Raw genomic sequence first — 24,291 nt, forward strand, 5'->3', positions numbered from 1 at the left:
GCGGCCAGGATCGCGATCAGGGTCCAGGGGATGAGGCGTGGACCGCGTTCGGGTCGGACCGGTTGTCCGGAGCGCCAGCGTGCGAGCAGGAAAACTGCGACGCAACCGCCGAAGATGGTGAGTGTGGCGGTGAGTGAGAGATACATGCCGTGTCCGTGAATGTGCTGAGGCCGTGTTCAGTCTTGTCCCAGAAATAGGGTCTGGTCGCGAGCTGGTACAGGGCGCGCACTGCAGCCCAGCTCTGTAGTGGCCAATAGATTGGCATCATGAGCAGGTCGGTACAGCGCACCGCCAGCCCCGCACGCCGCATGCCGATCGCTGCGGTCGCCGCGGACGCGCCATACCCGGCCGCAAGAAACCCGCCATAGAGAAGATGAGCACCGTTCACGTCCGGGCCGGTGCACAGGGCAAGCAGGCAGGTCGCGGCGAGCGGCGCGTGCGCCACGGCAGAGATCAGCGCAGCACCGAGCGTCAGGGTCAGGGCGATACGGTTTTGCTGCCGCGGCGGCAGGCCTGCCAGTCGAGCGTGTACGGCCAGTGTCTGGGCATAGCCCTTGAGCCAGCGCGTCCGTTGGCAAACCCATGGCCAGATGCGCGTCGGAGCCTCCTCCAGAGTGAGCGGCGCGATCACATCACAGCGATAGCCCAGCGCGTGCAGGCGAAAACCCAGATCGGCATCCTCGGTGACATTCCAGGCGTCCCAGCCGCCAGCCCGGCGCAGGGCGGCGGTGCGGAAATGATTGCTTGTCCCGCCCAGCGGCAAAGGCCAGCCCAGTCGCGCATAGAGGGGCAGCAAGGCGTGGAAATGCGCCGCATATTCCAGGGCAAACTGCCGTGTCAGCCAGCATTCGCCTCGATTGAACCAGTTGAGCGGGGCTTGCAGGCAGGCCAGTTCCGGACCTGCTGCGGCGAAGCTTTCGGCCGCAATGCGCAATTGCTGCGGGTGCGGCCGGTCCTCGGCGTCATGAATGGTGACAATCTCGCCGGAACAGAAGCGCAGGGCATAATTGAGGGCGCGTGGCTTGGTCCGCGGCCCGCCCTCGGGGACGAGCACGATGCGGTATTTGTGATCAAGGCTGAGCGCCTGAGCTGCGGCGATTGTCTCTTGGTCATCGGCCTCGAGCGCCAGCCGTATTTCCAACCGGTCGGCGGGATAGTCGATCGCCTCCAGGGCCGAGATCAAGACGGGCAGGATAGCGCGTTCGCGATAAAGCGCGATGATGACACTGACCCGGGGCAGGGCGCAGACGGGAAGCGCACGGCGTCGGGCCCAGGCGGGCGGCAACAGACAGGCCAGAAGCCGCAGGCCGATCAGGCAGGAGAACAGCAAACCCGCCAGTCCGGCCAGGAGATTGACCTGCCCGCTCGCCCAGCCGGCCACTGTCAGGAGCAGCAGGCCGAGCCCGATCATCAGTGCGCTGCGTCGGGAGATGGAAAGACCGGTGCGGGCGCTGAACCCGGGTGTGCGCCGGGCCAGACCCTCGGCCGCATCGTTCGCCCACAGGCGGGCAAGGATGTCGGGCGTTGCGGTTTGGTGCGGGTCGCCGTCTCCCGCCGCGTTTGATACCGCCGGGCGGAAGCCGGAGCGACCGGTCTGGCCCTCATCCATGACGTCACCCATAGAAGTTGCATTTTGGTCGTTGCCATACAAGACGCAACTTTTGCGGGAGTCAATCGCCCTCTTTCCGGGCGTTAGTCCGACGGGGTGAAAACCTCAATCAGGGTCGGGGCGTCGAGGCTGGCATCGGCGAGGGCGAAAACCGAGACTGTTGCAGTAGGATAGCCCATCGGCAGGGCCTCGCGGACACCGCAGCGCGCGGCCAGCTTGTGTGCCAATCCGCCAATCCCGGGATTATGCCCGACCATCACAATCTGTGACACGTCCTGGAAAGCGCCGAGCGCCGCACGTTCCAGCATTTCGGTACTGGCATGGTAAAGCGCCATCGGGTCGTCGATCTGCGGTTGGCCGAGCAAGGGGGCGAGATGGTCGAAGGTCTGACGCGTCCGCCAGGCTGGTGAAACCAGCGCCCGTTCGGCCTTCAGCCCCAGAGCTGCGAGCCCGGCACCGGCCTTGCGGCTGTCCTCATGCCCGCGCGGTGTCAGTCCGCGCTGGAAGTCGTCATCGGCCTCAAGCCGGTCGACGGCCTTGGCGTGACGCATCAATATCAAAATCCGGTCCATCAAGGCCTGCCCTGTCCAGGTTCAAAATGTTGTGTGCCCACGGCGGGACCCTGTCGTCGCTGCCCGCCAAGCGCACCCAGTCCTAGTGTGTTTCGTCCGGCATTTGAACCGGGCAGGCGAGCCGCGCTGTTGTTGTTGGGCGATGCCGGCGCGGTTTGCCACGGGCCGGGTTTGCCAGCACTCTTGGCCCACTTGATCGGAGGGCGTCGCCAATGTGGAAAAAGGGCAGGGGAAAGCTGGGCCTGTTTCAGCCTTTGCTGGGGCGCTGGGTGTCGAGCTCGGCCTCGGTCATGGGCCCAACCCGTTGCACGCGCAGCTTCGAGCGCGTGCTCGACGACAAGTTCGTCGAATTGCAGGCGCATTGGGTGATCGGCGACACCGAGACGGCCAAGACCTATTCCGAGCGCGCGCTGTTCGGGCCGGGCGATGATGGCCATATCGGCTTCTGGTCCTTCACCTCCGAGGGCAAACGTTCGACCGGAACGCTCGCCAGCGCTCCCGACATCCATCCGGCCGCGATCTGTTTTGAAGCCGAAATGCCGGCCGGTCGTGCCCGGCAAGTCTATTGGCCCCATCCCATTGCCGGCTTCAACTGGGCCGTTGAAAGCCAGACCCAAAAGGGTTGGAACCGCTTCGTGGAACATTGCTACCAGGCCAGTCAGGAGGGCTGAAGCCCCATCCCGCCCAGGTCGGGTTGCTCGACGCTTGACGACAAGCTTCCTTTACATGTATATGACAAGTACCCTTTACATGGAGGTGTTTGTCATGGGGCCTGTACTGCGAAAAATCACGATCGGGATCGCGCTTCTATTTTTTGTCGGAGCCTGGGCCGGTGTCGTGATCGCCAAACTCACAACGGATAGCCTGGCGATTTTTACCCTCGCGGTAACCGTTGCTGCGCTTGCGACCGAGGCCTTGGTCTGGGTCGGCGCCATTCTCGGCGGATGGACGATTTTCGCGAAACGCAGGGCGATCTGGGATCGTATGCGCGGGCGCAAGCCTGATTCACGCAAGGTGGAGGGCGCCTGATATGCGCGAGATCGAAATTCAAGAAGACCCCGCCACGCCTCACGGCTTGAGGGATGCCACGATCACGGCGCTGGTCCTGTCACTCTCCTTTGGCGGCATTGTGCTTGCAGACAATCTAGCCGAACCGGTTGCAGGTGTGGATAAACTGGTTCTGGCAATCTCGCTGATACTTGTCGTATGGGGGGGAATCGCGCTCCAGATCGTGCTGACGCGATTGTGGCACGAGCATTTCCGGCGGACAGATTGGTGACAGAGATGCCGGATAAAGCCGATCAAGGGCATCGCGCCCCGTCCACAAATCTTCAGACCGTCCTCCTGCTGATATGGGTCATCAGCCTGGTAGTGGCGGCCCAGCTCTTCGTGCGGTCGCAGAGCTTGGTCTGGCCGTTGCTTGCTACGCTCGTCTGCGCCGTATCGCTGGCAGTTTGGGTTGGGCGGTTATGGCGTGCCAACCGAGCCACGCGCAATGCGACCGAACGCGCATTTGGCCGCTTCATCCTGCGCCAGACCTTGGTGATCCTCGCCTATGTGCTGAGTCTGGTCCTGGCGTTGCACTGGCTGGATCACACCACGCACCCGGTTTTGCGCATAGCTCTGGTCGCTCTGCCGGCGCTCGCCCTGGCAGGCTGGGCCTGGATATTCGCCGCGATGATCCAGGCGTCGGACGAGATGATGCGGGCGTTGCGGATCCGCGCGATCGCCCTGGGAGCCGGAGCGGTGCTGGTGCTGGCGACGATCTGGGGCCTGTTCGCCCGGTTGCTCGGCCTGCCGGAGTTTCCGGGCTTTCTGCTCCTACCCGGTTTTGCCCTTGTCTATGGTGCGGCGCTGCAAGTCCTTGGCGGGCGTAAAGCATGAGGAATCGTCTGCGCGAGCTCAGGGCCGAGCTGGGCTGGAGCCAGCAGGCCCTGGCCGACCATCTCGATGTCTCGCGCCAGACTGTCAACGCGCTCGAAACCGGCAAGTATGATCCGTCCCTGCCGCTCGCTTTCAAGATTGGCCGCCTGTTCAAACTGAAGATTGAAGACATCTTCGATGATGAACACGCGCCCTAGTCCAGCGTGCGCCGGTAGCGCCGGATTGCGATCATCGCGATGACGATGCACATCACGATCAGCGGCCAGATGCTCGGCCAGACGTCGGGCAAGTCGGCACCCTTGAGCATGACCGCCCTGACCACCCGGATATAATGGGTCGTCGGGATGAGTTGACCGAGCGCCTGGGCCCAGTGCGGCATGGCGGCGAAGGGGAACATGAAGCCGGACAGCAAAAAGGACGGCATGAAGAGGAACATGGTCAGCTGCATCGCCTGCATCTGGCTGCGCGCCACCGTCGAGAACAGGAAACCCAGGGCTAGGTTGACGACGATGAAGAGCGCGCTGGCGATGACGAAGGCGAGCGGACTGCCCAGGAAGGGAACGCCGAACAGATAGCGCGCACCGGCCAGCATGATGGCGACCTGCAGGGATCCGACAAAGACATAGGGCGTGATCTTTCCGATCATCACCTCGAAAGCCTCGGTTGGCGTCGAGAGCAGGGCTTCCAGCGTGCCGCGTTCGGCCTCGCGGGTCAGCGAGATCGAGGTCATCATCGCCATGGTCAGGGTCAGGATGGTGCCCAGAAGGCCGGGGACAATGTTGAGCGCGGTGCGGCCAGCCGGGTTGTAGCGGCGATGGATGACGGTCTCGACGGGCGGCGTCATTTCGCCCAGATACGGCACCAGTGCCCGCTGGACAATGCTGGCGAAGGCGCCGCTGCCGGCACTGGCCGCGACCGGGTCGGCGCCGTCGGTGTCGAGCAGGATTTGCGGCCGTTCACCACGCGCCAGATCGCGTTCGAAATTCTGCGGGATCGTCACCACGAAGGAGGCGGTGCCATCGCGCAGGGCGATGTCGGCCTCCTCCGGTGAGGCGGCGAGGCCGGTGATGTCAAAGAATTCCGAGGTCTCCATCGCCTGCAGAATGGCGCGGCTGGCCGGACCGCTATCGCCCATTTCCACCAGGGTGGGCAAATGGCGCGCATCGGTATTGATGGCATAGCCGAACAGGAGAAGCTGCATCACCGGGATGCCGACCATCATGCCGAAGGTCAGCCGGTCGCGCGTCATCTGGATGAATTCCTTGCGCAGGATGGCGATGATGCGATTGAGCGAGGCGAACCGGTTCATTGGAAATTGTCCTGGGCACCGGTCATCAACCAAATGAAGGCTTCCTCAAGCCCCGTCTTGGCCTTTGAGACCTCGAATTCGCTGCGTTCACGCCAGGGCGCAATCGCCCGCTGCAAGGCCGCCTCATCGCGTCCCGATACATGCAGGGCCGAGCCGAAACGCGCGATCTGGTCGACGCCGGGGGCGTGTTCCAGGGCGTCATAGACGGGCTGGAGGCCCTTGCCCTCAATACGCCAGGTGATGAGGCCGGCAATACCGGCAATATCGGCAGACGGCGCATCGATCAGCTTCTTGCCATAGGCGATATAGGCGATGGAATCGCACTGCACGGCTTCGTCCATGTAATGGGTCGAGACCAATACCGTGACGCCCGATTGCGACAGCCGCCGGATCCGGTCCCAGAAATCGCGCCGCGCCTTGGGATCGACACCGGCGGTTGGCTCATCGAGCATTAACAGGCCGGGCTTGTGCATGGTCGTTGCCGCCAGCGCCAGGCGTTGTTTCCAGCCGCCGGAGAGATTGCCGGCCAATTGCCGGGCGCGCGGTTCGAGATCGTATTCTTCCATCGTCGCCTGGACGGTTTGTTTCTGGTTCGGCACGGCGTGCAGGCGGGCCATGAATTCCAGGTTTTCCTTCACGGTGAGATCGCCATAGAGGGAAAATTTCTGCGTCATATAGCCGACGCGCGATTTGATCTCGCGGCTCTGGGTGCGGATATCATAGCCCAGCGCCGTGCCGCCGCCGCCATCGGGTTTGAGCAGGCCGCACATCAGCCGGATCGTCGTCGTCTTGCCCGAGCCATTGGGGCCGAGAAAGCCGTAGATCGCGCCCCTGGGGACCTGGATCGAGAAATCATCGACCACGCGTGTGTCGCCGAAACTCTTGGTCAGCCCGTGGACATCGATGACGAGTTCGCCATCCATGTTAGCGGACCTCAAGACGCAAGGGCGTTCCCGGCGGCGGTGGGTTGGCGTCGAACCGGGCTTCGGCGCGATAGACCAGGCGCGAGCGCTCGCTGTCGGAATAGATAAAGGGCGCGGTGAATTGGGCCTCGTCATCGATCCGGGTGATGGTCGCCATCAGGCCGCTGCCGCAACTGTCGCAGGATATGGCGAGGCGGGTGCCGACGGGCGTGGCTGCCAGCTTGGCTTCCGGGATGAGCACCACGGCATGCACTGCGCCGTCGGGCAGGAGCGTGTAGACCGGCAGGGCCGGGCTGGCCTGCTCGCCCAAATAGCGGATCTGGCGTTCAACCCGGCCATCGGCCGGCACGGTGACGGCGCGCTGGGACAGCACAAACTCAGCGCGGTCGACCGCCGCTTGCGCCGCGGCGATGCCGGCCTGCAGGGCGCGCAACTGGTTTTCACGGGCCGGCAATTGCACCAGGTTGAGGCGCTGGCGCATCTCGCTGACCTGGGCGTTGGCAGCATCGGCTGTGGTCTGCGCCTGGTCGATCCGGGCCTGGCTGACATGGCCCTGGGCAAACAATTCGCGAGCCCGCACGAGGTCTTCATTGGCCAGCATCCGGGCGGCATTGGCCTGGGCGAGTTGGTCGCGCGCGGCACCGATCTCCGGGGCCCGCGCGCCGGCGGCGGCATCATCGAACTGGGCGGTTGCGACGGCGAGCTGGGCCTGGGCGGCCGCGAGCGCAGCGCGGGCATCGGTATCGTCGAGACGGAAAGCGAAGGCGCCGGCGCTGACCGGATCGCCCTCGCGCAGGCCGGTTTCGATGATCCGCCCGGTCATGTCCGGCGCGAGCGCGATGAAATCGCCTTCGGCATAGCCATGCAATCCGCTCTCGACCGGCGGTGAACAGGCTCCGAGCAGGACGGCGATAACCAGGGCGGGGGCGATGAAACGGGTCATGAGGGCTCACTCTCCAGGCGTGGCTTGAGGCCGTAAAGCAGGATGTCGGCGATGGCATCGGCGAGGTCGGCCGGATCGGTCAGCGTTTCGGGGTGCAGATCGAAGATATTGGTCAGGACCATATGGGCGATGCCCGCGCCGCCGACGACGCGCATGAAGGCATCGGCATCGACATCGCGCAACACGCCCCCGGCCTTGCCCGCCGCCAGCAGTGCCCGCATCGAACGGCGCACGATGTCGAGCACATGGCTGCGATAGAAGGCGGCCAGTTCCGGAAAGCGATGCGCTTCGGTGAGGACCAGGCGCGGCGCGGCGGAAATCGTCGGCGAGGAGACGGCCGTGAACAGGATGCGCAGCAGTCCGCGCAATGCTGCCTCGGGATCCTGCGCGGCGCTGCGGGCAACATGCTGCTCGACCGAGCGTGCCAAGGCTCCTGCCGATTGCTCGATGAGCGCATTGAGCATGGCTTCCTTGGACGGAAAATAGAGATAGAGCGTGCCCTTGGACAGGCCGGCGCGTCTGGCGATTTCCTCGACACGGGCTGCGGCGAAACCCTGTTCGCCGAACACGGTCAGCGCCGCTTCGAGGATTTGCTCCGGGCGGGCTTCGGGTTGACGTCGATGGCTGGGCGTACGGTTCATGCCGCATTATATAACTGACCGGTCAGTCAGTAACAAGCGTTGGTGGTTGCGGCAAAATCTCCACGCGGCGGGCCGCTGGAGGTTTGAGCAGGTCACCTCGTTGTGGGAGGTGTGTGGGACGCCGGCGAATGCCGTTAAGCGCTATGGTTAGTGAGTGTGACATCCGGGACGTCCCACACGTGGAGATTTACTCGGACGCCTTGCGGCCCCCGCCTCGAAACCGGAGTGGAGTAACGGTCGAGCTTTATGCCGCCTTCCGCTCCGGTGGCCACGCCGGGACTCGGGCTGTCACCCCTCTGTCCGGACGAGCTCCACGCTCCCGACCGCCGCAAATGACTGAGCTCACGCCTCCCGTGCGACCGGAACAGCTGAAGCATAAGCGCGGCCGGAGGGGGCGGGGATAAGTTTGATGATCTATCGTCATCCTGACGACCGTCAGGACCTCGATCGACCGGGCTCCGCACTTGTCACGTCGAGGTCCTGACGTTCGTCAGGATGACGTGGGATAGTTGTCGGGCGTGGGGGATAAGTCACCAATCGCTAACCGTCGCGCCCGTCATCCTCACCAGCTCCGACCGCTTCGCGGCCACCTCTTCCATCAAGGAAGAGGAGGGCGATAATCGAGGCCGGTCAGATCAAACACCCTCCTCTTCCTTGATGGAAGAGGTGCGCCGGGCGCAGCCCGGGGCGGAGCTGGTGATGGCCTCGCGCCGGCGTTTGCGGGTGCCGCCTCAACCACACCCTTGTGTCTGGCCACCAAACCACAAACCTTGACGCCGCCCCTCGCCACAGGCTCCATCGCGTCCAAGGAGATCCGCCATGTATGAAACCCTCTATCTCGCCCTGCACCTGGTCATTTTCCCGGCCTGGGCCCTGCTGCTGTTCGCACCGCGCTGGAGCTGGACGCAGCGGCTGGTGCACACAGCCTTTCTCCCGCTCCTGCTGGGTGCGACCTATCTCGGCTTTCTCTCGGCGGGGATATTCTTCGGCCAGGCCAGCGATGGCGCCGGCTTCTCGACCCTCGCCGGCGTGATGGCCCTGTTTTCCCACCCGGTTGGCGCCCTGACGGGCTGGACCCATTATCTTGTCTTCGACCTCTTCATCGGCGCCTGGATCAGCCGCGACGCGGCGCGCCGCGGTGTCGCCTACTGGCTGATGGCCCCGAGTCTGTTCTTCACGCTGATGTTCGGCCCAGTCGGTCTGGCGATCTACCTCACCGGCCGCAAGCTGACCGGCAAGGGCGGCTGGGGGCTGGCGGAGGATTAGCCCCCAAGCCCGCGCCGCTTGACGCCCAAACCCGCAGGGCCTACCTCGCAGGCTTTCAACACTCCACCGAAAGCAGCCCCCATGACCGCCCAACTCGCCCTCAACGCAAAAGCCTGGCCGTTTGAACAGGCGCGTCTTCTGCTCAAGCGGATCGAGCAGGCCGGGCTGGGCGACAAACCGGTGGTGTTCGAGACCGGTTACGGGCCGTCGGGGCTGCCGCATATGGGCACGTTTGGCGAAGTGGTGCGCACGACGATGGTGCGTCAGGCCTTTATTGCGCTGACCGAGGGCAAGCATGAGACGCGGATGATCTGCGTCTCCGATGATATGGACGGGATGCGCAAGATTCCGGACAATCTGCCCAATCAGGACATGCTGGCCAATTATCTGCAAATGCCGCTGACCGTGGTGCCCGATCCCTTTGGCACACATGACAGTTATGGCGCCCACATGAATGCGCGCCTGCGGGCTTTCCTCGACAGTTTCGGCTTCCACTACGAGTTTGAATCCGCGACGGCGCTCTACAAGTCCGGCGCCTATGACGCCATGCTGGTGCGGGCGCTGGAGCGCTATGAGGACATCATGAAAGTGATGCTCCCGACGCTGGGGGCCGAGCGCCAGGCGACCTATTCGCCGTTTTTGCCTATCTCGCCGAAAACCGGCCGTGTGCTCTATGTGCCGATGAAGTCGATCGACGCGAAGGCCGGCACGATCACCTTTGACGATGAGGACGGCACCGAGACGACACTCTCGGTCAAGGGCGGCGCGGTGAAGCTGCAATGGAAGCCCGATTTCGGCATGCGTTGGGCTGCGCTGGGCGTTGATTTCGAGATGTTCGGCAAGGATCACCAGACCAATGCGCCGGTCTATTCGCGCATCTGCCGCATCCTCGGCGCCGAGCCGCCGACGCAATTTGTCTATGAGTTGTTTCTCGACCAGGCCGGCGAGAAAATCTCCAAGTCGAAGGGCAATGGGCTCTCCGTCGAGGACTGGTTGAAATATGCGCCGCAGGAAAGCCTGACCTATTACAATTTCGTCAAGCCGAAGACGGCCAAGCGCCTGTTCTTTGACGTCATTCCCAAGGCGGTCGACGAATATATGCAGCATCTGGCGGCCTGGCCCGGCCAGACGCCGGCGCAGCGTCTGGAAAACCCGGTCTGGCATATCCATAACGGCAATCCGCCGGCCGATACCCTGCCGATCAGCTTTGCCCTGATGCTCAATCTGGCTTCCGCCGCGAGTGCGCATAATACCGATGTGATGTGGGGCTTTATCGGCCGCTATTGCGACGGCGCCTCACCGGAGACTCATCCCATGCTGGATCAGCTGGCCGGGTTTGCGGTGAAGTATTTCCAGGATTTCGTCGAGCCGACCAAGTCTTTCCGTGCCGCCGATGACCGCGAATGCGCAGCGATGCAGGATCTGATCGAACGGCTTGAAGCCCTCGGCGCTGATTGCCGCGATGGCGAGACGATCCAGAACGAGGTCTATGCCGCCGGCAAGGCTGCGGAATATGAAAATCTGCGAGATTGGTTCAAGTCATTGTACGAGATCCTGCTCGGCCAGTCGCAAGGGCCGCGCTTTGGATCGTTTGTGGCGATTTACGGCGTCACCGAAACCGTGGCCCTGATCGAGAAGGGCCTGGCCGGGGATTTGCTCGCGGCCGGTTGATCGGGCCGGATTGGCCACCGGTCAATGTCAGGTGCCGGAAATGGATGCAGGGCGCGCGCTCGGGGCGGGGCGCCGCCCTGCATCCTGTCCGGCATGGGACGTGAGAGACGGAACCCAAGACAGGGGGGACGGGGCCCGCTTCTCCCGGCTTCAACGCCCCCAGCCCGAAATCCGGTCGCGTCACGCCTGATTTTTCTGCACTCCGCAGTGTCCACAGGGTTTTACGAGATGACTGTCCATAATTTCGGACATCATGGCTGATCTCGTCACACCGTGGTTGTAAAAAAAATTTGACACTAAGTCCGCTTCGCCTTACATCTCCCAATGTCGAAAATATCAGACATAAAGAATGGAGAGTTTGACATGGGATTTCACGAGAAAAGCAATATCGCCATGCTGGTTCTGACCGGTGGCGTCTATGCCTGGTATTTCGCCAGCACCGCGAATGTGTTGATCGGCGGGGGCGTGTCCCCGGAGGAGGCGCTCGCGCTGACCAATGCCAAGATGCTGGTGACGGTGGGCGCCGTCATCATCGCTTCGATTATCGCCCATATCGCGCTCGCCATCGCTTCGCCTTCGGAGGCCGAAGAGGCCGCCGATGAGCGTGACAAGCTGGTCGAGATGCGCGGCGACCAGCGTGGCGGCCTGGTTCTGGCCCTGTTCGCGCTCGCGGCCATGGCCTCGGCGATGACCGCCCAGCCCTATTATCTGATCGCCAACCTGGTCCTGGCCGGCCTTGTCGCCAGCGAGCTGGTCAAAGGCGTTTCCAAGTTGATCGGCTATCGGAGGGGTGTGTGATGCCCGGCTTTCTGGAAAAACTGAACGGTTCGGCCGCGCTCGGCACGGTCCTGGCGCTGGTCTGGTATCTCATACGCGTCGTGCCACAGGTCACCAGCCAGCCGCTCGATGAGGTCTCCTGGAAAGGGGCGATGGTGATTGCGGTGCTGATCTTCGTGGTCACCCTGATTGCCGACAGCGTCCGGGGCGCCATCGCCAGCCGGGAAGAGCTGGAGGAGGCTGGCGTGGTGGATGATGAGCGCGACCGTGCGGCCGAGCGGCGCGGCGATGCCTGGGGCGGCCACGCCATGCATGCCGTGGCCTTCATCGCCCTGATGCTGCTGGTTCTCGAGTTCGACCCGTTCTGGGCCGCGAACACATTATTCGTCGGCGCTATGCTGGCCGGTCTGGTCAGTACGGTGGTCAAATTCCTGACCTATCGCGGAGGTGTGTGAGCCATGGCCAAACCGACACCTATCATCAACCAGATCCGCACGCTGCGCTTCCAGGCCGGGGAGATGACCCAGGCCGAGCTGGCAAAGCGGACGGGCGTCACCCGTCAGACCATTCTCGCCATCGAGCAGGGCAAGTATTCGCCCTCGCTCGAGGTTGCCTTCAAGATTGCCCACGCGTTCGGCACCGGCCTTGACGAGGTGTTCCAGTATCCCGACGGCGGAACCTAGAGCATTTTCAGCAAAAGTGGGTACCGGTTTTGCGGTTCGAAAATGCGACAAAACAAAAACTTAGAGCGTTTTCATTGACCGTGATTGAAATGAAAAGACTCTAGCGCCGCTTGACCCGCATCGGCACCTCCGTGTCCGGCTGCAGCGTGATGCGCATCACCGGCACGGGGTGGCGGTCGCCGGTAAATTCGAAGCGAAGCTTGCGCAGCAGGCAGGCGAGCACGATCACCATCTCCATCATCGCGAAGCGGGCGCCGATACAGACCCGCGGGCCGAGGCCGAAGGGCAGCCAGGCGTGGCGCGGGATGGTGTTGGCGGCGTCGCCGAAAAAGCGTTCGGGCACGAAAGCGTCGGGCTGCGGCCAGAAATCCCGCTGGCGGTGCAGCAGCCAGGTGGAGACCAGGACATCGGTATCAGGCGCCACCGCCAGCCCGGCGACCGTATCGGCGTCAATCGAGGTGCGCGACAGGATCGGGGCAGACGGGTAGAGGCGCAGGCTTTCCTTGATGATCGCCGTCGTCCACGGCGGGGCCTCCATCCAGTTGGCCGGGTCCGTGGTGTCGAGCGGCGCAGCGTCGATCTCGGCCTCGAGCCGTTCCAGCACATCGGGTGACTGGGAGAGGAGATAGAGCGTCCAGCTCAGCGAGCGGGCTGTGGTCTCGTGACCGGCGGCGAGAAAGGTGAGGAGATTGTCGACAATCGCGGTCTCGTCGAGCCCGGCGCCGAGCAGAAGGTCGAGGAAGTCAGGCGTGCGGCCCGCTGTCTCGGCATCGGGGCCGGCCCGGCGTGTCGCGGCGACATGGGCGACCTGGCGGCGCAGATCGGCGATCACGCGTCGCGCACCACCATGCCCGATCCGCGGTATCCAGCCTGGCACCCCCATCAGATCGAAGGGGTGGGGGATTCCGGTGATCTCGATCAGGCGGCAGATCGCGGCGCTGAAGCGGGTCTTGTCGAGCGCTTCATCGCCGGAGAACAGGGTCTCGATCAACACGTCCAGTGTCAGATCGACCATCGCATCGGACAGCGAGATCGTGCGCCCGTCGACGGCAAGGAAAGCCTCGGCCGCCTCATCGCAGACGGTGCGGATCTTGGGCGCGAAGGCATTGACGCGGCGCGGGGTGAAAACGGGGGCGACGGCATGGCGCGCCGTCTTCCACACTTCCCCCTCGGCCGTCAGCAGCCCGTCGCGCAGAAAGGGTTTCAACACCGCCTGACGCACCGGGTTCATGCGGTAATTGGCGGCATTGGTGACGAAGCAGTGATGGATCGCGCCCGGGTCATTGATCAACAGGCTGTTGCGGCCGAGAAAGCGGAAAGGGGCGACGAGAAACTCGAAATGATGCTCGCCCCAGATCTCGAGTGGATTGCGGCCCATTGCCCGGAAATAGGTCCAGTAGTCGGACACGGTCAGACGGCCGGTCTGGCTGTAATTGGCATAGGGTGGCTTGGGCGGCTGAAAGGCTTCGCTACTGCTCATGTCTTCGCTCCCGCCGACCATGCCCCACGCCGCAGACCCTGCCTGTTCTCGCTTCGATGGCCAAGGCGCAAATGGTCGCGGCATGGCGCTCCGCTCCGCACCAGCGCCGGCGCAAAACTCCCGCTTCATTCGGTAACGCAACTGATCTAACCTGGGCGGATGAGATTTTTCACCGCACTGATCCTCCTCCTTCTTTTGCTCACCCCGCTGGCCCGGGCCGATATGGACCAGGCACGCGAGGCCTATGCCGGCGGGCGCTGGGAGGAAGCGGCCACCCAGGCAGAAATGTCCGGTGGTGCCGAGGGCTATGCCTATGCCGCCCGCGCCCTCGTAGCGCAGCTGATGGTCGAGCCCGACACCGCCGACCGCCAGGGCGTGACACGCCAGGCCGTCAGTCTCGCCGAGGCCGCCTATCGCGAAGACAATGAGAGCGCCGAGGCGCGCCTGAGGCTGGCGATCTCGCTGGGCTATCAGGGGCGATATACCGGAACCATGCGCGCGCTCTTCCTGCGCGTCCCGCAACGCGGGCGGGCCTTGCTGGAATCCGTGGTGATGGAAGACCCGGGCAATGTCTGGGCGCTGGGCACGCTCGGGGCCTGGAATCTCGAAGTGGCCCGGCGCGGCGGTGCGCGGGGCATGGAGATGCTCGGCGCTTCGGTTGAAGCCGGCACCGGCTATTACAGCCAGGCGATTGCCCTCGACCCCTATAATCCGGCGCTGCGCTATTTCCTCGCGCTTGGCCTGATCGCACTGGATGATCGTGACCGTACCGCAATGGCCTGGGAACAGGTCGAGCTCGCGCTGGAGCTGCAACCGCGCGACGCCTTTGAAGCCGGCCTGCTGGACAATGCCGCACAATTGCACGCGCTCAGGGATGATCGCGAGGCGGCCACGGCCTGGGCGATTGAGCGCATGACGCAATAGGGCTGAGCGCCAGGCCTATTGGCTGGCCCAGACGATACGGGCGATCCAGGCGATCTCGACGAGCTTGACGATCCGTTCCGGCCCGGCCGGGTTGAGCGGTTTGAGCACCACATCCTGCACCGTACTGCGACCCAGCTCCCAGCCGCAAATTTCGCCATCCCGGGTCTTCACCATGACACGGTCGCCCCGGCGCGGCTTGTCGTCGGGTGCGATGATCAGCCGGTCACCGGGCCGGTAGAGCGGCAGCATCGCCTCGCCCTCGACGGTCAGCGCGAAGGCCTCGCTTGTTCCGAGATCGGGGAAGGGCACGCGGCGCCAGCTCGCGCCGGTCGGCAGGCCGACCGCATCAAAGGCGGCGGCGCGGTCACCATCGGCCAGATCGAGCGCCGGCAGGGATTGCGTCCGGCCCTCGCCGCTGACCAGGGCCGCGAAATCGGCGAAACCGAGATTGGCAGCGCTCAGCGCCTTGGTCAGGCTCTCCGTCGAGGGCCAGCGCAGTTTGCTGCCATCGGCTGAAACGCGTTTGGACGGGTTGAACGTGGTCGAATCCAGTCCGGCGCGCCGCGCCAACCCGGACGGGCTGGTCTGGGCATGGGCGGCGAGACGGTCAATCCCGCGCCAGATCTGGTCGTGCGTAAACATGGCGATGCGTCCTTGGAAGGCGGGAAAGCTATAGGAAAATATCCCCCGTCGCCAGACAGGCTTGCGCCGGTCAGCGGCGCGCGCTAACCCCAGCGCATGAGCGACAAGATTGCATACCGATTGGCGACGCCTGACAGCTGGGCTGCCGTGATGATGGCCGGTGTTTTTCACGGTGAGCCACACGATATGGCCGATGGTTTTATCCATCTGTCGGCGGCCGACCAGGTCGAGGGCACGCTGCTCAAACATTATAATGAACACCCGCGCCTGATCCTCGCCGAGATCGATCTCGAGGCGCTGGGTGACAGCGTCAAATGGGAAAAGTCGCGCGGCGGAGCGCTGTTCCCCCATGTCTATGGCGATATCCCCGCCAGCGCCGTGCGTGGTGTGCGCCATGTCCGCCGCAATGAAGAAGGCGACTGGGTCTTGCCGTCCGATCTGGGAGGTCAGTGGTGATTCACGATCTGATCGCACGGGCGCTGCACGTGTTCGAGCCGGAGACGGCGCATCGCTTCGGCGTATTGGGGCTGAAGGCTGGTCTCGGCCCGCGCCAGTTTTCGCGCGATCCGGCCATACTGGCGACCCGTGTCGCCGGTCTTGATCTAACCAATCCGCTCGGACTGGCGGCCGGGTTCGACAAGAATGCCGAGGCGCCTGATGCCTTGCTGGCGGCCGGTTTCGGATTTGTTGAACTGGGGGCCGTGACGCCGCGGGCGCAGGATGGCAAGCCCCGCCCGCGCATCTTCCGGCTCGCCCCCGACCGCGCCGTGATTAATCGTATGGGCTTTCCCAATCAGGGGCTGGACCCATTCGAGGCGCGGCTGCGCCGGCGTCAGGGTCGCGGCGGGATTGTCGGGGTCAATCTCGGCGCCAATCTCGACAGCGAGGACCGCGTCGCCGATTACGTCACCTGCCTTGAGCGGTTGAAGGATCTGGCGCAATTCTTCACCGTCAATATTTCCTCACCCAATACGCCGGGGCTGCGCAATCTCCAGGCCCATGGCGCGCTCGATGAATTGCTGGGAGCCGTGGCGCAGGTCGGTTGCCAGGCCCCGGTCTTTCTCAAGATCGCGCCGGATATTGCCGATGAGGATGTCGGGCCCATTATTGATGCGATCGCTCGCCACGGGCTCGACGGTATCATCGTGTCGAATACCACCATCCAGCGGCCTGACAGCCTGAGCAGCAAACATATGGGTGAGGGCGGCGGCCTGTCGGGGCCACCGATTTTTGCGCGCTCGACCGAGCTGGTGCGTCAGTTCCGCCGCGGTGCGGGCCCCGATCTGGCGATCATCGGTGTTGGCGGGATCGATAGCGCCGACACTGCCTATGCCAAGATCCGTGCCGGTGCCAATGCTATCCAGCTCTATACCGGGCTGGTCTATCACGGTCCCGGCCTGGTGCAGCGCATCAAGTCCGGCCTGGTCAAGCGGCTTCAGGCCGATGGGTTCGTTTCGGTCGCTGAAGCGGTCGGGGTCGATTGCAACCGGCGCTCAAGCGACGGGTAAGCGATGACCAGCGTGCCGCCGCGCGCGATATAGAAAACCAGAAATGCCAGCCAGACGCCATGATTGCCGAGCGGCGTGGCCAGCAGGGCGTCGGCGATCAGATAGACCAGCAGGGATGCGAGCCCCGCATTGCGCAGGATCTTGCCGCTTGTCGTGCCGATAAAGACACCGTCCATCAACCAGGCGCCTGCGCCCAGGAATGGAACAATGGCGCACCAAGGCAGATAGCGGATCGCCGCTGCGCGCGCGTCGGCATCCTCGATCAGCAGGGTCAGCAATTGCGCGCCGAACAGCCAGGTCAGAACCGCGAAGATCGCACCAGCGGCGAACATTGGCTCGCCCGTCAGGCGCACGGCCCGGCGCAGACCGTCCAGCGAGCGGCGGCCATAGGCGCGGCCGGCCTCGGTCTCGGCGACGAAGGCGAAGGCGTCGAGCACGAAGGCCCAAAGCGTGATCACCTGTAGCAGAACATGATTGCCGGCCAGGATGGCGGTGCCCTGCCGGGCGCCGGCATTGGCAAACCAGGTGAAGCCGATCACCAGGCTCCAGGTGCGGATCATCAGATTGATATTGACGCTGAACATCTGCGCGATGGCGTGGCGGTCGAGCAGGCTGGCGCGATTGAGCACGCCGCCGGCCCAGCCACCCTGGCGCATCAACGTGTGGGCGACGAAGCCAAGTCCGACCAGAAGTCCGGCCCATTCGGCAATCGCGGTGGCGGCGCCCACGCCGCCCGGGCCATAGCCGAGCCCGAGGACGAACCAGAGATCGAGCCCGATATTGATGGCGCTGAACACGGCGTAGATGGCCAGTGTCGCACTATTGCGGCCCAGCCCGATCAGCCAGCCGGTCAGGGCGAAGGTCGCCAGCGCGGCCGGTGCACCCCAGGCCCGGGCCAGCAGATAGTCTGCGCCCTTGGCCTCGACGCCAGGCTGCCCCTGCAAGACGGCAAAGCCGCCCCAGGCGATCGGATGGCGCAGCAGCCAGACCGCGATGCCGAGCAGGGCGGCGATGGCGACGGCACGGATCAGTATGCGCTGGGTTTCGGCCCGGTCATGGGCGCCGTCGGCCTGGGCCGTCAGCCCGGTCGTGCCCATGCGAAGGAAGTAGAAACTCCAGTAGAAGACCGAGAAGATCGCGCCGCCCAGCGCCACACCGCCGAGATCGCTCTTGTCGCCCGACAGGCCCAGCACGAAGGTATCCACGACCCCGGCCAGGGGGACGGTGGCATTGGCTGCGACCAGCGGCAGGGCGCGCTTGATTACCTCGAGACGGGTGAGGTCAGGCCGGGTGGCTTCAGTGTGGCTGGACATGATCCGCCACTAGCCCGCTCCGCGACAGCTGGCAAGCTGCCAGCGTATCGTTGTTCAAAAGCTCACAAGTCGGCCATTCACGAGGCGCTAGACGCCACACACACCGTCGCGGCATTGATCGCGAGGCCGCAGCGGGGCGAGCCGGCGATACAAGGCGTCGAGCGGGATCCGGATCGGGGCCGGGCGTGTCAGCGAGGCGAGCAGGCCCCAGCCGGGGACGCGCTCCCAGATCGCAATGAAGGCGGCCCAGCCATCGACCAGCTGACCATCGGGGAGGCGGACATGGAGGGATGCCAGCGCCGCCTCCCGATCGACATCATCGGGCAGATCATCATTCGCATCGTGCAGGCGAATGATGTGGTCACCATGACGGGCATATCGCGCCATCTCGCCGCGGCAGAGCGGGCAAAGAGCGTCATAATAGGCGATCAGCGGGCCGGTGGTGTCCATGGGTTCAATCTGCACCGGCGAACCGGGCGCGGCCAGCGGTCATCGGGTCGCATGTGACGCGGTGCCGCGGCGGGGCTTAGCCTGCCGGGTCCGTGCGCCCCGGTGTGATCAGGAAATGACCATGCAGGGTGGCGACGGGGGCGCCGCTGCGGCCCTGCCAGGCTTCGGCCCGGACATTGGCGACGCGGCGGCCGCTGCGATTGACGATGGCGCGGGCATAGACGTCGGCCGCGCGGCCGGGACGCAGATAGTCTATCGCCACATCAATCGGTCGCGGCAGACGCTCCAGGGATTGACCGGCCAGCAGGGAAGCCGATGCGACGATCTCGAGAAAGGCACCGATGGCGCCGCCATGCAGGGCGGGGATGAGGGGATTGCCGACCAGGATTTCGGAATAGGGCAATATGCCGGTCAGTTCATCGCCCTTTTGTTCGAGGCGAACGCCGAAGCGCGCGACATAGGGCGCGGCCAGCAGGGTTTCGATCAGGGCATGGCTCATAAGGGCTGTCCCGAGCGCAGGGCTTCGACCGCGCGTTCCTGTGCCGCCTTCGACGCACCGGTCACCATGAAGGCGGCCTGGGCGGTTGCGACGGGATCATCGATATCGCCATCATGGGCGGTGGCGCGGACAAAAGCGACCAGACCATGGGATTTCAGGCAGATCGCCTCGGCGGTGACATCGAGCCCGGGCTTGGCCGGGCGCATGTAATCGAGACGCAGATCGAGTGTCGCCGGGGTGTCCTGCCCGCCAAAACCACTGAATGCCGCAAGGCCGCAGACATGGTCGAGCAGGGCTGTGATGACCCCGCCATGCAGGATGCCCGAGTCCGGGTCACCGACCAGATCAGCCGAATAGGGCGCGCGCATCACGGCCAGGCCGGGCTTTAGCGAGACCAGGGTGAGGCCGAGCGCGACCGCATGCGGCGAGCCATCGACGAGCAGGGGCGCCAGCTCGTCGAGCAGGGCCTGTAGATCGCCGGGATTATCAGGGTCGGACATGCGCCACTTCTATTGCAGCGCGGACGCGCTCGCCAGATGCAATTCAGCGCTGGCCAAGGCGTTTGTCGACGATCATTTCCAGTCCGGTCACGACCGGATCGCGAAGTGGGTCGCCATTGTCCGCCATACGGGTGAGCAGAGCCAGCGCGGCGCGGTGCATTTCAACCACTTCCGACTCGGCAGACGTATAAGTGTCCTGCAGGGCGATGAAGCGTTGCAGGGAGCGCCCGACACGAATGGCGAGCGGATCGCCGCTCAGCCGGGTTTCATGCGCCAGCGCCAGCGCGGCCCTGCGGGCGGCCTCCATCGGCGTGGTCAGTCCGGCTTCGACATCGGAGCTTCGTTTGAAACCGGGCTTGCGCTCACGGCGCGGCCGGCGGCGTCTATCGGGGCCGGCAAAGCGCGAGGAATCGACGAAAGCTCGCTGGTCTGTTTGCAGGGATTTGAGACGATTGATCAGCGTGATCGGCGCCAGTGGCGTCACGAGATATTCGCTGGCACCGGCGTCACGTGCGCGCTCGATATCGGCACGCGGCCGCGGCGCAGACATCAGGATCACCGGGGTTTCGCGATAGTGTGAGCCTTGAGAAGCGCGAATGCGCTGCAATAGTCGCACACGGTCTTCATCGGGATCGGCCTGCTCGGCCCAGTCGGCGACAATCAGCGCCGGCGAGATTTCGCGCAAGGCATGCATGGCGCGGCTGGCGTGAGTCTCGACCATGATGTCGCGGACGCCGGCATCACGCAGCACATTGATCAGGATATTGCGCATGAAACTGTTGGAATTGAGCACAAGCGTCGGCCTGCGACTCCAGTCGCGAACAATGGGTGCCGGAGGAGCGGTGTCCGCTTCGGTCAGTCTGATGGGCTCAATATTCATGCCGGCAGGCTAGCGCACGGAAGTTTCGAACCTGCCAAGAAGAGTGGTTAACAGGTGGGAAATCCGGCGTTTAGGCCAGATTTGAGCCCACAATGCCGCGGCCCTAGTCGCGTCGCAATGCCTTCACGACCCGGACCACGATCCAGATCGGCACCACGAGGACAGCACCGAGCAGGAGATAGTCCACAGCCCACAATGCGCTATCGCTGATGAAGCCGATAAACCGGCTCCAGGATTCCGCCAGCGTGCCGAAAAAGTCGACCCAGAGGCGTCGCGGGTTGACGTGGAAAGCCGCTAGGAAGAAACCCGCCAGCACACACAGGAAGATCAGCCGGATCAGATCCGACGGCGCGAAGCGCAACAGGCGTTGCACAAAGCTGCGCCGGGGCTGAGCTGTCGTTTCGGGTCGGGTTTCATTGTGTTCGGTCATGCGGTCACTTTAGCGCTAATTGCGGCGCAATCGGGGCCGCAGCCCCGATTGCCGGCAGGGTTCAGGATTTGCGGGTGATGTGAACTTCGTGCGGGTAGGGAATGGAGATGCCATCCTTGTCGAAGGCTTCCTTGACGTTCTTCATCGCGTCGAAGAAGACGCCCCAGTAATCGCCGGTCGCACACCAGGCACGACAGACAATATCGACCGAGGAGGCGCCATGCGCCTTGACCGCAGTGAACACGGCCGGGTCCTTCAAGACGCGCTTGTCGGCTTCGAGCACTTTGGTGATCGTCGCCATCGCCTTGTCGATATCATCGCCATAATCGATCGAGAAACCCAGATCGACGCGGCGCGTTTCATTGGCGGAATAATTGACGATCACACTGCCCCAGCCTTCGCCATTGGGCACGATCACCTTCTTGTTGTCGCCGGTCGCCAGAATAGTGGTGAAGAGATTGATGTCCTTCACGGTACCCGATTGTCCGGCTACCTCGACCCAGTCGCCCAGCCCGTAGGGGCGGAACAGCACGATCATCACGCCGGCAGCGAGATTGGACAAAGTCCCTTGCAGCGCCAGACCGATCGCCAGGGTCGCCGCACCGAGTGTCGCCACAAGGCTGGTGGTCTCGACCCCGAAACGCGCCAGCACCGCGATCAGCACCATGATCATCAGGCCCCAATAGGCCAGCGAGGCAAAGAAGCTGCCGAGCGTATTGTCGATCCGGTCGCTCTTGTGCACCGCCTTGACGACCGCCTTGCGGACCGTGCCGGCGACAATCATCCCGACAATCAGGATCAAGGATGCGAGCACGAGGCTGGTCCCGGCATCAAGCGCGCGCTGGGTCAGTACGGCAATGGTTTCGGGGTTGAAAAAGTCTTCGGGAATCATGGGGCGTGTCCTGTTTGGTAATTACCGCCGGACGGGTAGCAAAGTTTGCGTGTCAGGGGAATGGGGGAGGGCTGGCCGGCTGATGCCGTCCGCGCCTGCGGCCCGTTGGTATCTGGCCGGCGATCCCCTACGGTGGACAGAACGCTATTCGAGCCGTCAGGGGACAGCATGTTTGGAAGTCGGTTCTTTTTCGCACTCAAGACCCTGCGCGAACGTCTCTGGGTGAGGCCGCTGACCTATGTGTTGATGGCGGTCGGCCTGATCTTCCTGGCGCAGTCCGCGGACCGCTTGCCCGAACATATACCGCTGCCCGATATCAGCGCCGACACCATCGAAAAGCTCCTGACCGTGATCTCCGCCAGCATGCTCGGCGTTGCCACATTCGCCGTTGCATCAATGGTGTCCGCCTATGCAGCCGCTGGCCGGAGCGCGACGCCGCGCGCTTTCTCCCTGGTGATCGCCGACCAGGTGTCGCAGACCGCGTTGTCGAGTTTCATCGGCGCTTTCATCTACTCGATTGTCGGTATTGTCGCGATCCGGGTCGGCCTCTACGAGACCGCCGGGCGTTTCACCATCTTCATCACCACACTGGGCATATTCAGCTGGGTGGTCCTGACTTTCGTACGTTGGGTCGACAATATCGCCAGGCTTGGACGACTCGGAAACACCATTGAAAAAGCCGAGGCGGCGACCCGGGCCGCCTTCCGGCCCTGGAGCGGCTCAACCGCCCTGGGCGGGGTGGCGGTCCTGGACATGAGCGAAGGCGGTGCGCCGGTGTGCCCGGCAGCGTTCGGCTATATCCAGCATATCGATATGGATGGCTTGCAGAGCTGGGCCGAAGAGCAGGATGTCTGGCTCGATTTGCGTTCAGTTCCGGGAGCCTTTGTCTCGCCGGCGCGGGCCTTGCTGACGATTGACTGGCCGGGTGCGCCGCGTGAACTTGAGGATGCGGAGCGCGAATGTCTGGTTCGCGCCTTTGTCATCGGCAGCAAGCGGACGTTCGACGAGGATCCGCGCTTCGGGCTGATTGTGCTGTCAGAGATCGGGTCGCGGGCCCTGTCCCCGGCGATCAATGATCCCGGAACGGCGATCGAAATCCTCAACAAGCTGACCCATATCCTCCTGGAGCGGGATGGTGCAGCGAAGCAGGAGGAGGCGAGCGCGCCGCGCTGCAGTCGGATCCGTGTGCCGGCGCTTAGCCCGGATGATCTGTTGGAGGACGCGTTCGCGGCGATCGAAAAGGACGGCGTCAACGCTGTGGAACTGGGAATTCGGCTGCAGAAATCCTACAGCCTGCTGGCCAGGGCGCAGGATAGCCGTATGCGCGAAGCTGCAAAACGGCGGTCGGGCCTCGCCCTGCAACGTGCCGAACACGCGCTGACCTTCCCCGATGATCTCGAGCGCGTGGTCCGCGCGGCCCGTGATGGCGCGGGCGGTCTGGTCGATGGAAAATCAGCGAACGCTGGGGACTGACGCCCTGGCTGGCGCCTCAATGCGCCCCCACAGCCACTGCACCTGTACTCGCCGTGACCGCAGCGACCATTGCCGCTTGGGCCGCCAGGATTGCGGCGAGATCGCCGGCCGCTGCGATCGGTCTGGCCGTGCCGGCCCGGGCCTGGGCGAGCCGCAGGGCGAGGCGGGCAGCGGTTTGGCTTGCCGGTTTGGGTTTGAGTTTCGCGACGGCTTCAAAAGCCTCCACCAGTGCATCCGCCATGGCGGGACCATTGCCGCTGGCAGCGAGGATGGCGAGGCCGGTCTTGCCGGTGCCATGGCGCAGGGCGGGGCGGCCGCGCACGGCGATATTGAGACTGGTCCAGGCACCGGCGAGTCCAGCCGGGTCGGGCTGACTCATGGCGACTTCATAGGAGGCCGCTTCGGCATGATGGCGCGGCACGCCGGCGGTAATCAGGGCCTGGCGGGCGCGGGTCAGATGATTGACCGCGTCCTCTGGCGTTTCGCCCATGGCCGTGAAGGCGGCGGCGAGGACTTCCTCGCGCGGGGCATCGCGCTGCCACCAGGGCGCGGCTATGGCGTCAAGTACATCAAAGAACTGGTCGGCCTGCCAGGCATGCCCGCCGGCTGTGACCAGGGAGAGGGCCGCGCAGGAGCCACCATGGGCGAGACTGCGTGCGCCGCGGGTCTTGCGCTGCAGCGCCAGGGCGCGGCGCGCTTCAAGGAATTGTTGTGCCGTGCGACCGCCCGCGACCAGCGCCGCGGCGAAGACCAGGCGCATCGGCCGGTTTGGCGAGCGCCAGGGCCCGAGCCCGGCATTGAGTTCATCGCGGGTCCGGAAACAGTTTTCAATCAGGGTTTCCAGATCGAGCGGGGCATTGAGCACCGCCAGGGCTGCGAAGCGGGCCTGCAGGCGTTCGCCGCGCGGTGCGCGCGTGTGAAACGCGGCGTCGAGGGCCCGAAAGCGTTGCGTGATCGCATGTCCCATGCCGAAAATTCCCTCAATCATCCAGTTCAGGCCAACTCTATGCCGCACATGGCGC

General features: G+C 64.2%; 30 protein-coding genes. 14 read left to right on the forward strand and 16 right to left on the reverse strand.

Features of this window, described 5'->3' with window-relative positions:
• Positions 1-16 precede the first annotated feature (16 nt).
• A complete protein-coding gene (locus tag ACN0YJ_RS06085; RefSeq protein ID WP_417495638.1) occupies positions 17-1,621 on the reverse strand; it encodes a glycosyltransferase in 1,605 nt (534 codons plus the stop codon).
• Positions 1,622-1,692: 71 nt separating this feature from the next.
• Positions 1,693-2,181: a SixA phosphatase family protein gene (locus ACN0YJ_RS06090; RefSeq protein WP_417495639.1), complete on the reverse strand. Its 489-nt coding sequence runs from the start codon at positions 2,179-2,181 to the stop codon at positions 1,693-1,695.
• A 212-nt stretch (positions 2,182-2,393) separates the two neighbouring features.
• Here ACN0YJ_RS06090 and ACN0YJ_RS06095 point away from each other — a divergent pair, with 212 nt between their 5' ends.
• The 5 genes from ACN0YJ_RS06095 (at position 2,394) to ACN0YJ_RS06115 (ending at position 4,262) form a co-directional block, all read left to right on the forward strand.
• Complete coding sequence (locus tag ACN0YJ_RS06095; protein ID WP_417495640.1) at positions 2,394-2,852, forward strand: hypothetical protein; 459 nt, start codon at positions 2,394-2,396, stop codon at positions 2,850-2,852.
• A 94-nt stretch (positions 2,853-2,946) separates the two neighbouring features.
• The gene (locus tag ACN0YJ_RS06100) at positions 2,947-3,210 is read left to right on the forward strand and encodes a hypothetical protein (protein WP_417495641.1); all 264 of its coding nucleotides are present in this window, start codon (positions 2,947-2,949) and stop codon (positions 3,208-3,210) included.
• 1 nt (position 3,211) lies between these two features.
• Positions 3,212-3,460, forward strand: a complete 249-nt coding sequence (locus ACN0YJ_RS06105) for a hypothetical protein (protein WP_417495642.1) — start codon at positions 3,212-3,214, stop codon at positions 3,458-3,460.
• A complete protein-coding gene (locus ACN0YJ_RS06110) occupies positions 3,454-4,065 on the forward strand; it encodes a hypothetical protein (RefSeq protein WP_417495643.1) in 612 nt (203 codons plus the stop codon). The genes ACN0YJ_RS06105 and ACN0YJ_RS06110 overlap by 7 nt, the downstream gene beginning before the upstream one ends.
• A complete protein-coding gene (locus ACN0YJ_RS06115; RefSeq protein ID WP_417495644.1) occupies positions 4,062-4,262 on the forward strand; it encodes a helix-turn-helix transcriptional regulator in 201 nt (66 codons plus the stop codon). The genes ACN0YJ_RS06110 and ACN0YJ_RS06115 overlap by 4 nt, the downstream gene beginning before the upstream one ends.
• Here ACN0YJ_RS06115 and ACN0YJ_RS06120 read toward each other — a convergent pair.
• The 4 genes from ACN0YJ_RS06120 to ACN0YJ_RS06135 are packed head-to-tail and all read right to left on the reverse strand — an operon-like array spanning position 4,259 to position 7,881.
• A complete protein-coding gene (locus tag ACN0YJ_RS06120; RefSeq protein WP_417495645.1) occupies positions 4,259-5,374 on the reverse strand; it encodes an ABC transporter permease in 1,116 nt (371 codons plus the stop codon). The genes ACN0YJ_RS06115 and ACN0YJ_RS06120 overlap by 4 nt on opposite strands.
• Positions 5,371-6,297, reverse strand: coding sequence for an ABC transporter ATP-binding protein (locus ACN0YJ_RS06125; protein WP_417495646.1), 927 nt, complete (start codon positions 6,295-6,297; stop codon positions 5,371-5,373). The genes ACN0YJ_RS06120 and ACN0YJ_RS06125 overlap by 4 nt, the downstream gene beginning before the upstream one ends.
• Position 6,298: 1 nt before the next feature.
• Positions 6,299-7,240, reverse strand: a complete 942-nt coding sequence (locus ACN0YJ_RS06130) for an HlyD family secretion protein (RefSeq protein WP_417489920.1) — start codon at positions 7,238-7,240, stop codon at positions 6,299-6,301.
• Positions 7,237-7,881, reverse strand: a complete 645-nt coding sequence (locus ACN0YJ_RS06135) for a TetR/AcrR family transcriptional regulator (protein ID WP_417495647.1) — start codon at positions 7,879-7,881, stop codon at positions 7,237-7,239. The genes ACN0YJ_RS06130 and ACN0YJ_RS06135 overlap by 4 nt, the downstream gene beginning before the upstream one ends.
• A gap of 819 nt (positions 7,882-8,700) precedes the next feature.
• On the opposite strand from ACN0YJ_RS06135, the gene ACN0YJ_RS06140 reads away from it, so the two are divergent.
• The 5 genes from ACN0YJ_RS06140 to ACN0YJ_RS06160 all read left to right on the forward strand — a co-directional run bounded on the left by ACN0YJ_RS06140 (position 8,701) and on the right by ACN0YJ_RS06160 (position 12,278).
• Positions 8,701-9,147, forward strand: coding sequence for an ABA4-like family protein (locus tag ACN0YJ_RS06140; protein WP_417495648.1), 447 nt, complete (start codon positions 8,701-8,703; stop codon positions 9,145-9,147).
• Positions 9,148-9,228: 81 nt separating this feature from the next.
• Complete coding sequence (locus ACN0YJ_RS06145) at positions 9,229-10,818, forward strand: lysine--tRNA ligase (RefSeq protein ID WP_417495649.1); 1,590 nt, start codon at positions 9,229-9,231, stop codon at positions 10,816-10,818.
• A 363-nt stretch (positions 10,819-11,181) separates the two neighbouring features.
• Entirely contained in the window at positions 11,182-11,616 is a 435-nt protein-coding gene (locus ACN0YJ_RS06150; protein WP_417477757.1) for a hypothetical protein, read from the forward strand.
• A complete protein-coding gene (locus ACN0YJ_RS06155; protein ID WP_417477756.1) occupies positions 11,616-12,050 on the forward strand; it encodes a hypothetical protein in 435 nt (144 codons plus the stop codon). The genes ACN0YJ_RS06150 and ACN0YJ_RS06155 overlap by 1 nt, the downstream gene beginning before the upstream one ends.
• A 3-nt stretch (positions 12,051-12,053) precedes the next feature.
• On the forward strand, positions 12,054-12,278 hold the full coding sequence (locus tag ACN0YJ_RS06160) for a helix-turn-helix transcriptional regulator (RefSeq protein WP_417477755.1): 225 nt from the start codon (positions 12,054-12,056) through the stop codon (positions 12,276-12,278).
• Positions 12,279-12,378: 100 nt separating this feature from the next.
• Here the strand turns inward: ACN0YJ_RS06160 and ACN0YJ_RS06165 are convergent, their stop codons facing one another.
• Positions 12,379-13,758 carry a cytochrome P450 gene (locus ACN0YJ_RS06165; protein WP_417495650.1) on the reverse strand — a complete coding sequence of 460 codons (1,380 nt, stop codon included), beginning with the start codon at positions 13,756-13,758 and terminating at the stop codon, positions 12,379-12,381.
• 159 nt (positions 13,759-13,917) lie between these two features.
• Between ACN0YJ_RS06165 and ACN0YJ_RS06170 the strand changes: the two genes are divergently transcribed.
• Complete coding sequence (locus ACN0YJ_RS06170; protein WP_417495651.1) at positions 13,918-14,682, forward strand: hypothetical protein; 765 nt, start codon at positions 13,918-13,920, stop codon at positions 14,680-14,682.
• Between the two features lie 15 nt (positions 14,683-14,697).
• Here ACN0YJ_RS06170 and ACN0YJ_RS06175 read toward each other — a convergent pair whose 3' ends face one another.
• Positions 14,698-15,324, reverse strand: coding sequence for a S24 family peptidase (locus ACN0YJ_RS06175; protein WP_417489992.1), 627 nt, complete (start codon positions 15,322-15,324; stop codon positions 14,698-14,700).
• A gap of 96 nt (positions 15,325-15,420) precedes the next feature.
• Here ACN0YJ_RS06175 and ACN0YJ_RS06180 point away from each other — a divergent pair, with 96 nt between their 5' ends.
• Positions 15,421-15,780 carry a DUF952 domain-containing protein gene (locus ACN0YJ_RS06180; protein ID WP_417477751.1) on the forward strand — a complete coding sequence of 120 codons (360 nt, stop codon included), beginning with the start codon at positions 15,421-15,423 and terminating at the stop codon, positions 15,778-15,780.
• Positions 15,774-16,832, forward strand: a complete 1,059-nt coding sequence (locus tag ACN0YJ_RS06185) for a quinone-dependent dihydroorotate dehydrogenase (RefSeq protein WP_417477750.1) — start codon at positions 15,774-15,776, stop codon at positions 16,830-16,832. The genes ACN0YJ_RS06180 and ACN0YJ_RS06185 overlap by 7 nt, the downstream gene beginning before the upstream one ends.
• Here the strand turns inward: ACN0YJ_RS06185 and ACN0YJ_RS06190 are convergent.
• The 7 genes from ACN0YJ_RS06190 to ACN0YJ_RS06220 all read right to left on the reverse strand — a co-directional run bounded on the left by ACN0YJ_RS06190 (position 16,760) and on the right by ACN0YJ_RS06220 (position 21,796).
• The gene (locus tag ACN0YJ_RS06190) at positions 16,760-18,145 is read right to left on the reverse strand and encodes an MATE family efflux transporter (RefSeq protein WP_417495652.1); all 1,386 of its coding nucleotides are present in this window, start codon (positions 18,143-18,145) and stop codon (positions 16,760-16,762) included. The two genes, ACN0YJ_RS06185 and ACN0YJ_RS06190, sit on opposite strands and share 73 nt — an antisense overlap.
• 87 nt (positions 18,146-18,232) lie before the next feature.
• Positions 18,233-18,595 (reverse strand): thiol-disulfide oxidoreductase DCC family protein, encoded by a 363-nt coding sequence (locus ACN0YJ_RS06195; RefSeq protein ID WP_417495653.1) that lies wholly within the window; start codon positions 18,593-18,595, stop codon positions 18,233-18,235.
• 76 nt (positions 18,596-18,671) lie between these two features.
• A complete protein-coding gene (locus ACN0YJ_RS06200; RefSeq protein WP_417477747.1) occupies positions 18,672-19,094 on the reverse strand; it encodes a PaaI family thioesterase in 423 nt (140 codons plus the stop codon).
• Positions 19,091-19,594, reverse strand: a complete 504-nt coding sequence (locus tag ACN0YJ_RS06205) for a PaaI family thioesterase (RefSeq protein WP_417495654.1) — start codon at positions 19,592-19,594, stop codon at positions 19,091-19,093. The genes ACN0YJ_RS06200 and ACN0YJ_RS06205 overlap by 4 nt, the downstream gene beginning before the upstream one ends.
• A 43-nt stretch (positions 19,595-19,637) precedes the next feature.
• On the reverse strand, positions 19,638-20,474 hold the full coding sequence (locus ACN0YJ_RS06210) for a response regulator (protein WP_417489989.1): 837 nt from the start codon (positions 20,472-20,474) through the stop codon (positions 19,638-19,640).
• Between the two features lie 103 nt (positions 20,475-20,577).
• Complete coding sequence (locus ACN0YJ_RS06215; RefSeq protein ID WP_417477744.1) at positions 20,578-20,904, reverse strand: DUF6460 domain-containing protein; 327 nt, start codon at positions 20,902-20,904, stop codon at positions 20,578-20,580.
• A 61-nt stretch (positions 20,905-20,965) separates the two neighbouring features.
• Complete coding sequence (locus ACN0YJ_RS06220) at positions 20,966-21,796, reverse strand: mechanosensitive ion channel family protein (RefSeq protein WP_417477743.1); 831 nt, start codon at positions 21,794-21,796, stop codon at positions 20,966-20,968.
• 168 nt (positions 21,797-21,964) lie between these two features.
• Between ACN0YJ_RS06220 and ACN0YJ_RS06225 the strand changes: the two genes are divergently transcribed.
• The gene (locus ACN0YJ_RS06225) at positions 21,965-23,269 is read left to right on the forward strand and encodes a DUF2254 domain-containing protein (protein WP_417495655.1); all 1,305 of its coding nucleotides are present in this window, start codon (positions 21,965-21,967) and stop codon (positions 23,267-23,269) included.
• A 16-nt stretch (positions 23,270-23,285) separates the two neighbouring features.
• Here ACN0YJ_RS06225 and ACN0YJ_RS06230 read toward each other — a convergent pair whose 3' ends face one another.
• Positions 23,286-24,236 carry a hypothetical protein gene (locus tag ACN0YJ_RS06230; RefSeq protein ID WP_417495656.1) on the reverse strand — a complete coding sequence of 317 codons (951 nt, stop codon included), beginning with the start codon at positions 24,234-24,236 and terminating at the stop codon, positions 23,286-23,288.
• Between the last annotated feature and the right edge of the window lie 55 nt (positions 24,237-24,291).

Origin of the sequence: Maricaulis sp., assembly GCF_048270095.1 — a bacterium.
Taxonomy (GTDB): domain Bacteria; phylum Pseudomonadota; class Alphaproteobacteria; order Caulobacterales; family Maricaulaceae; genus Maricaulis.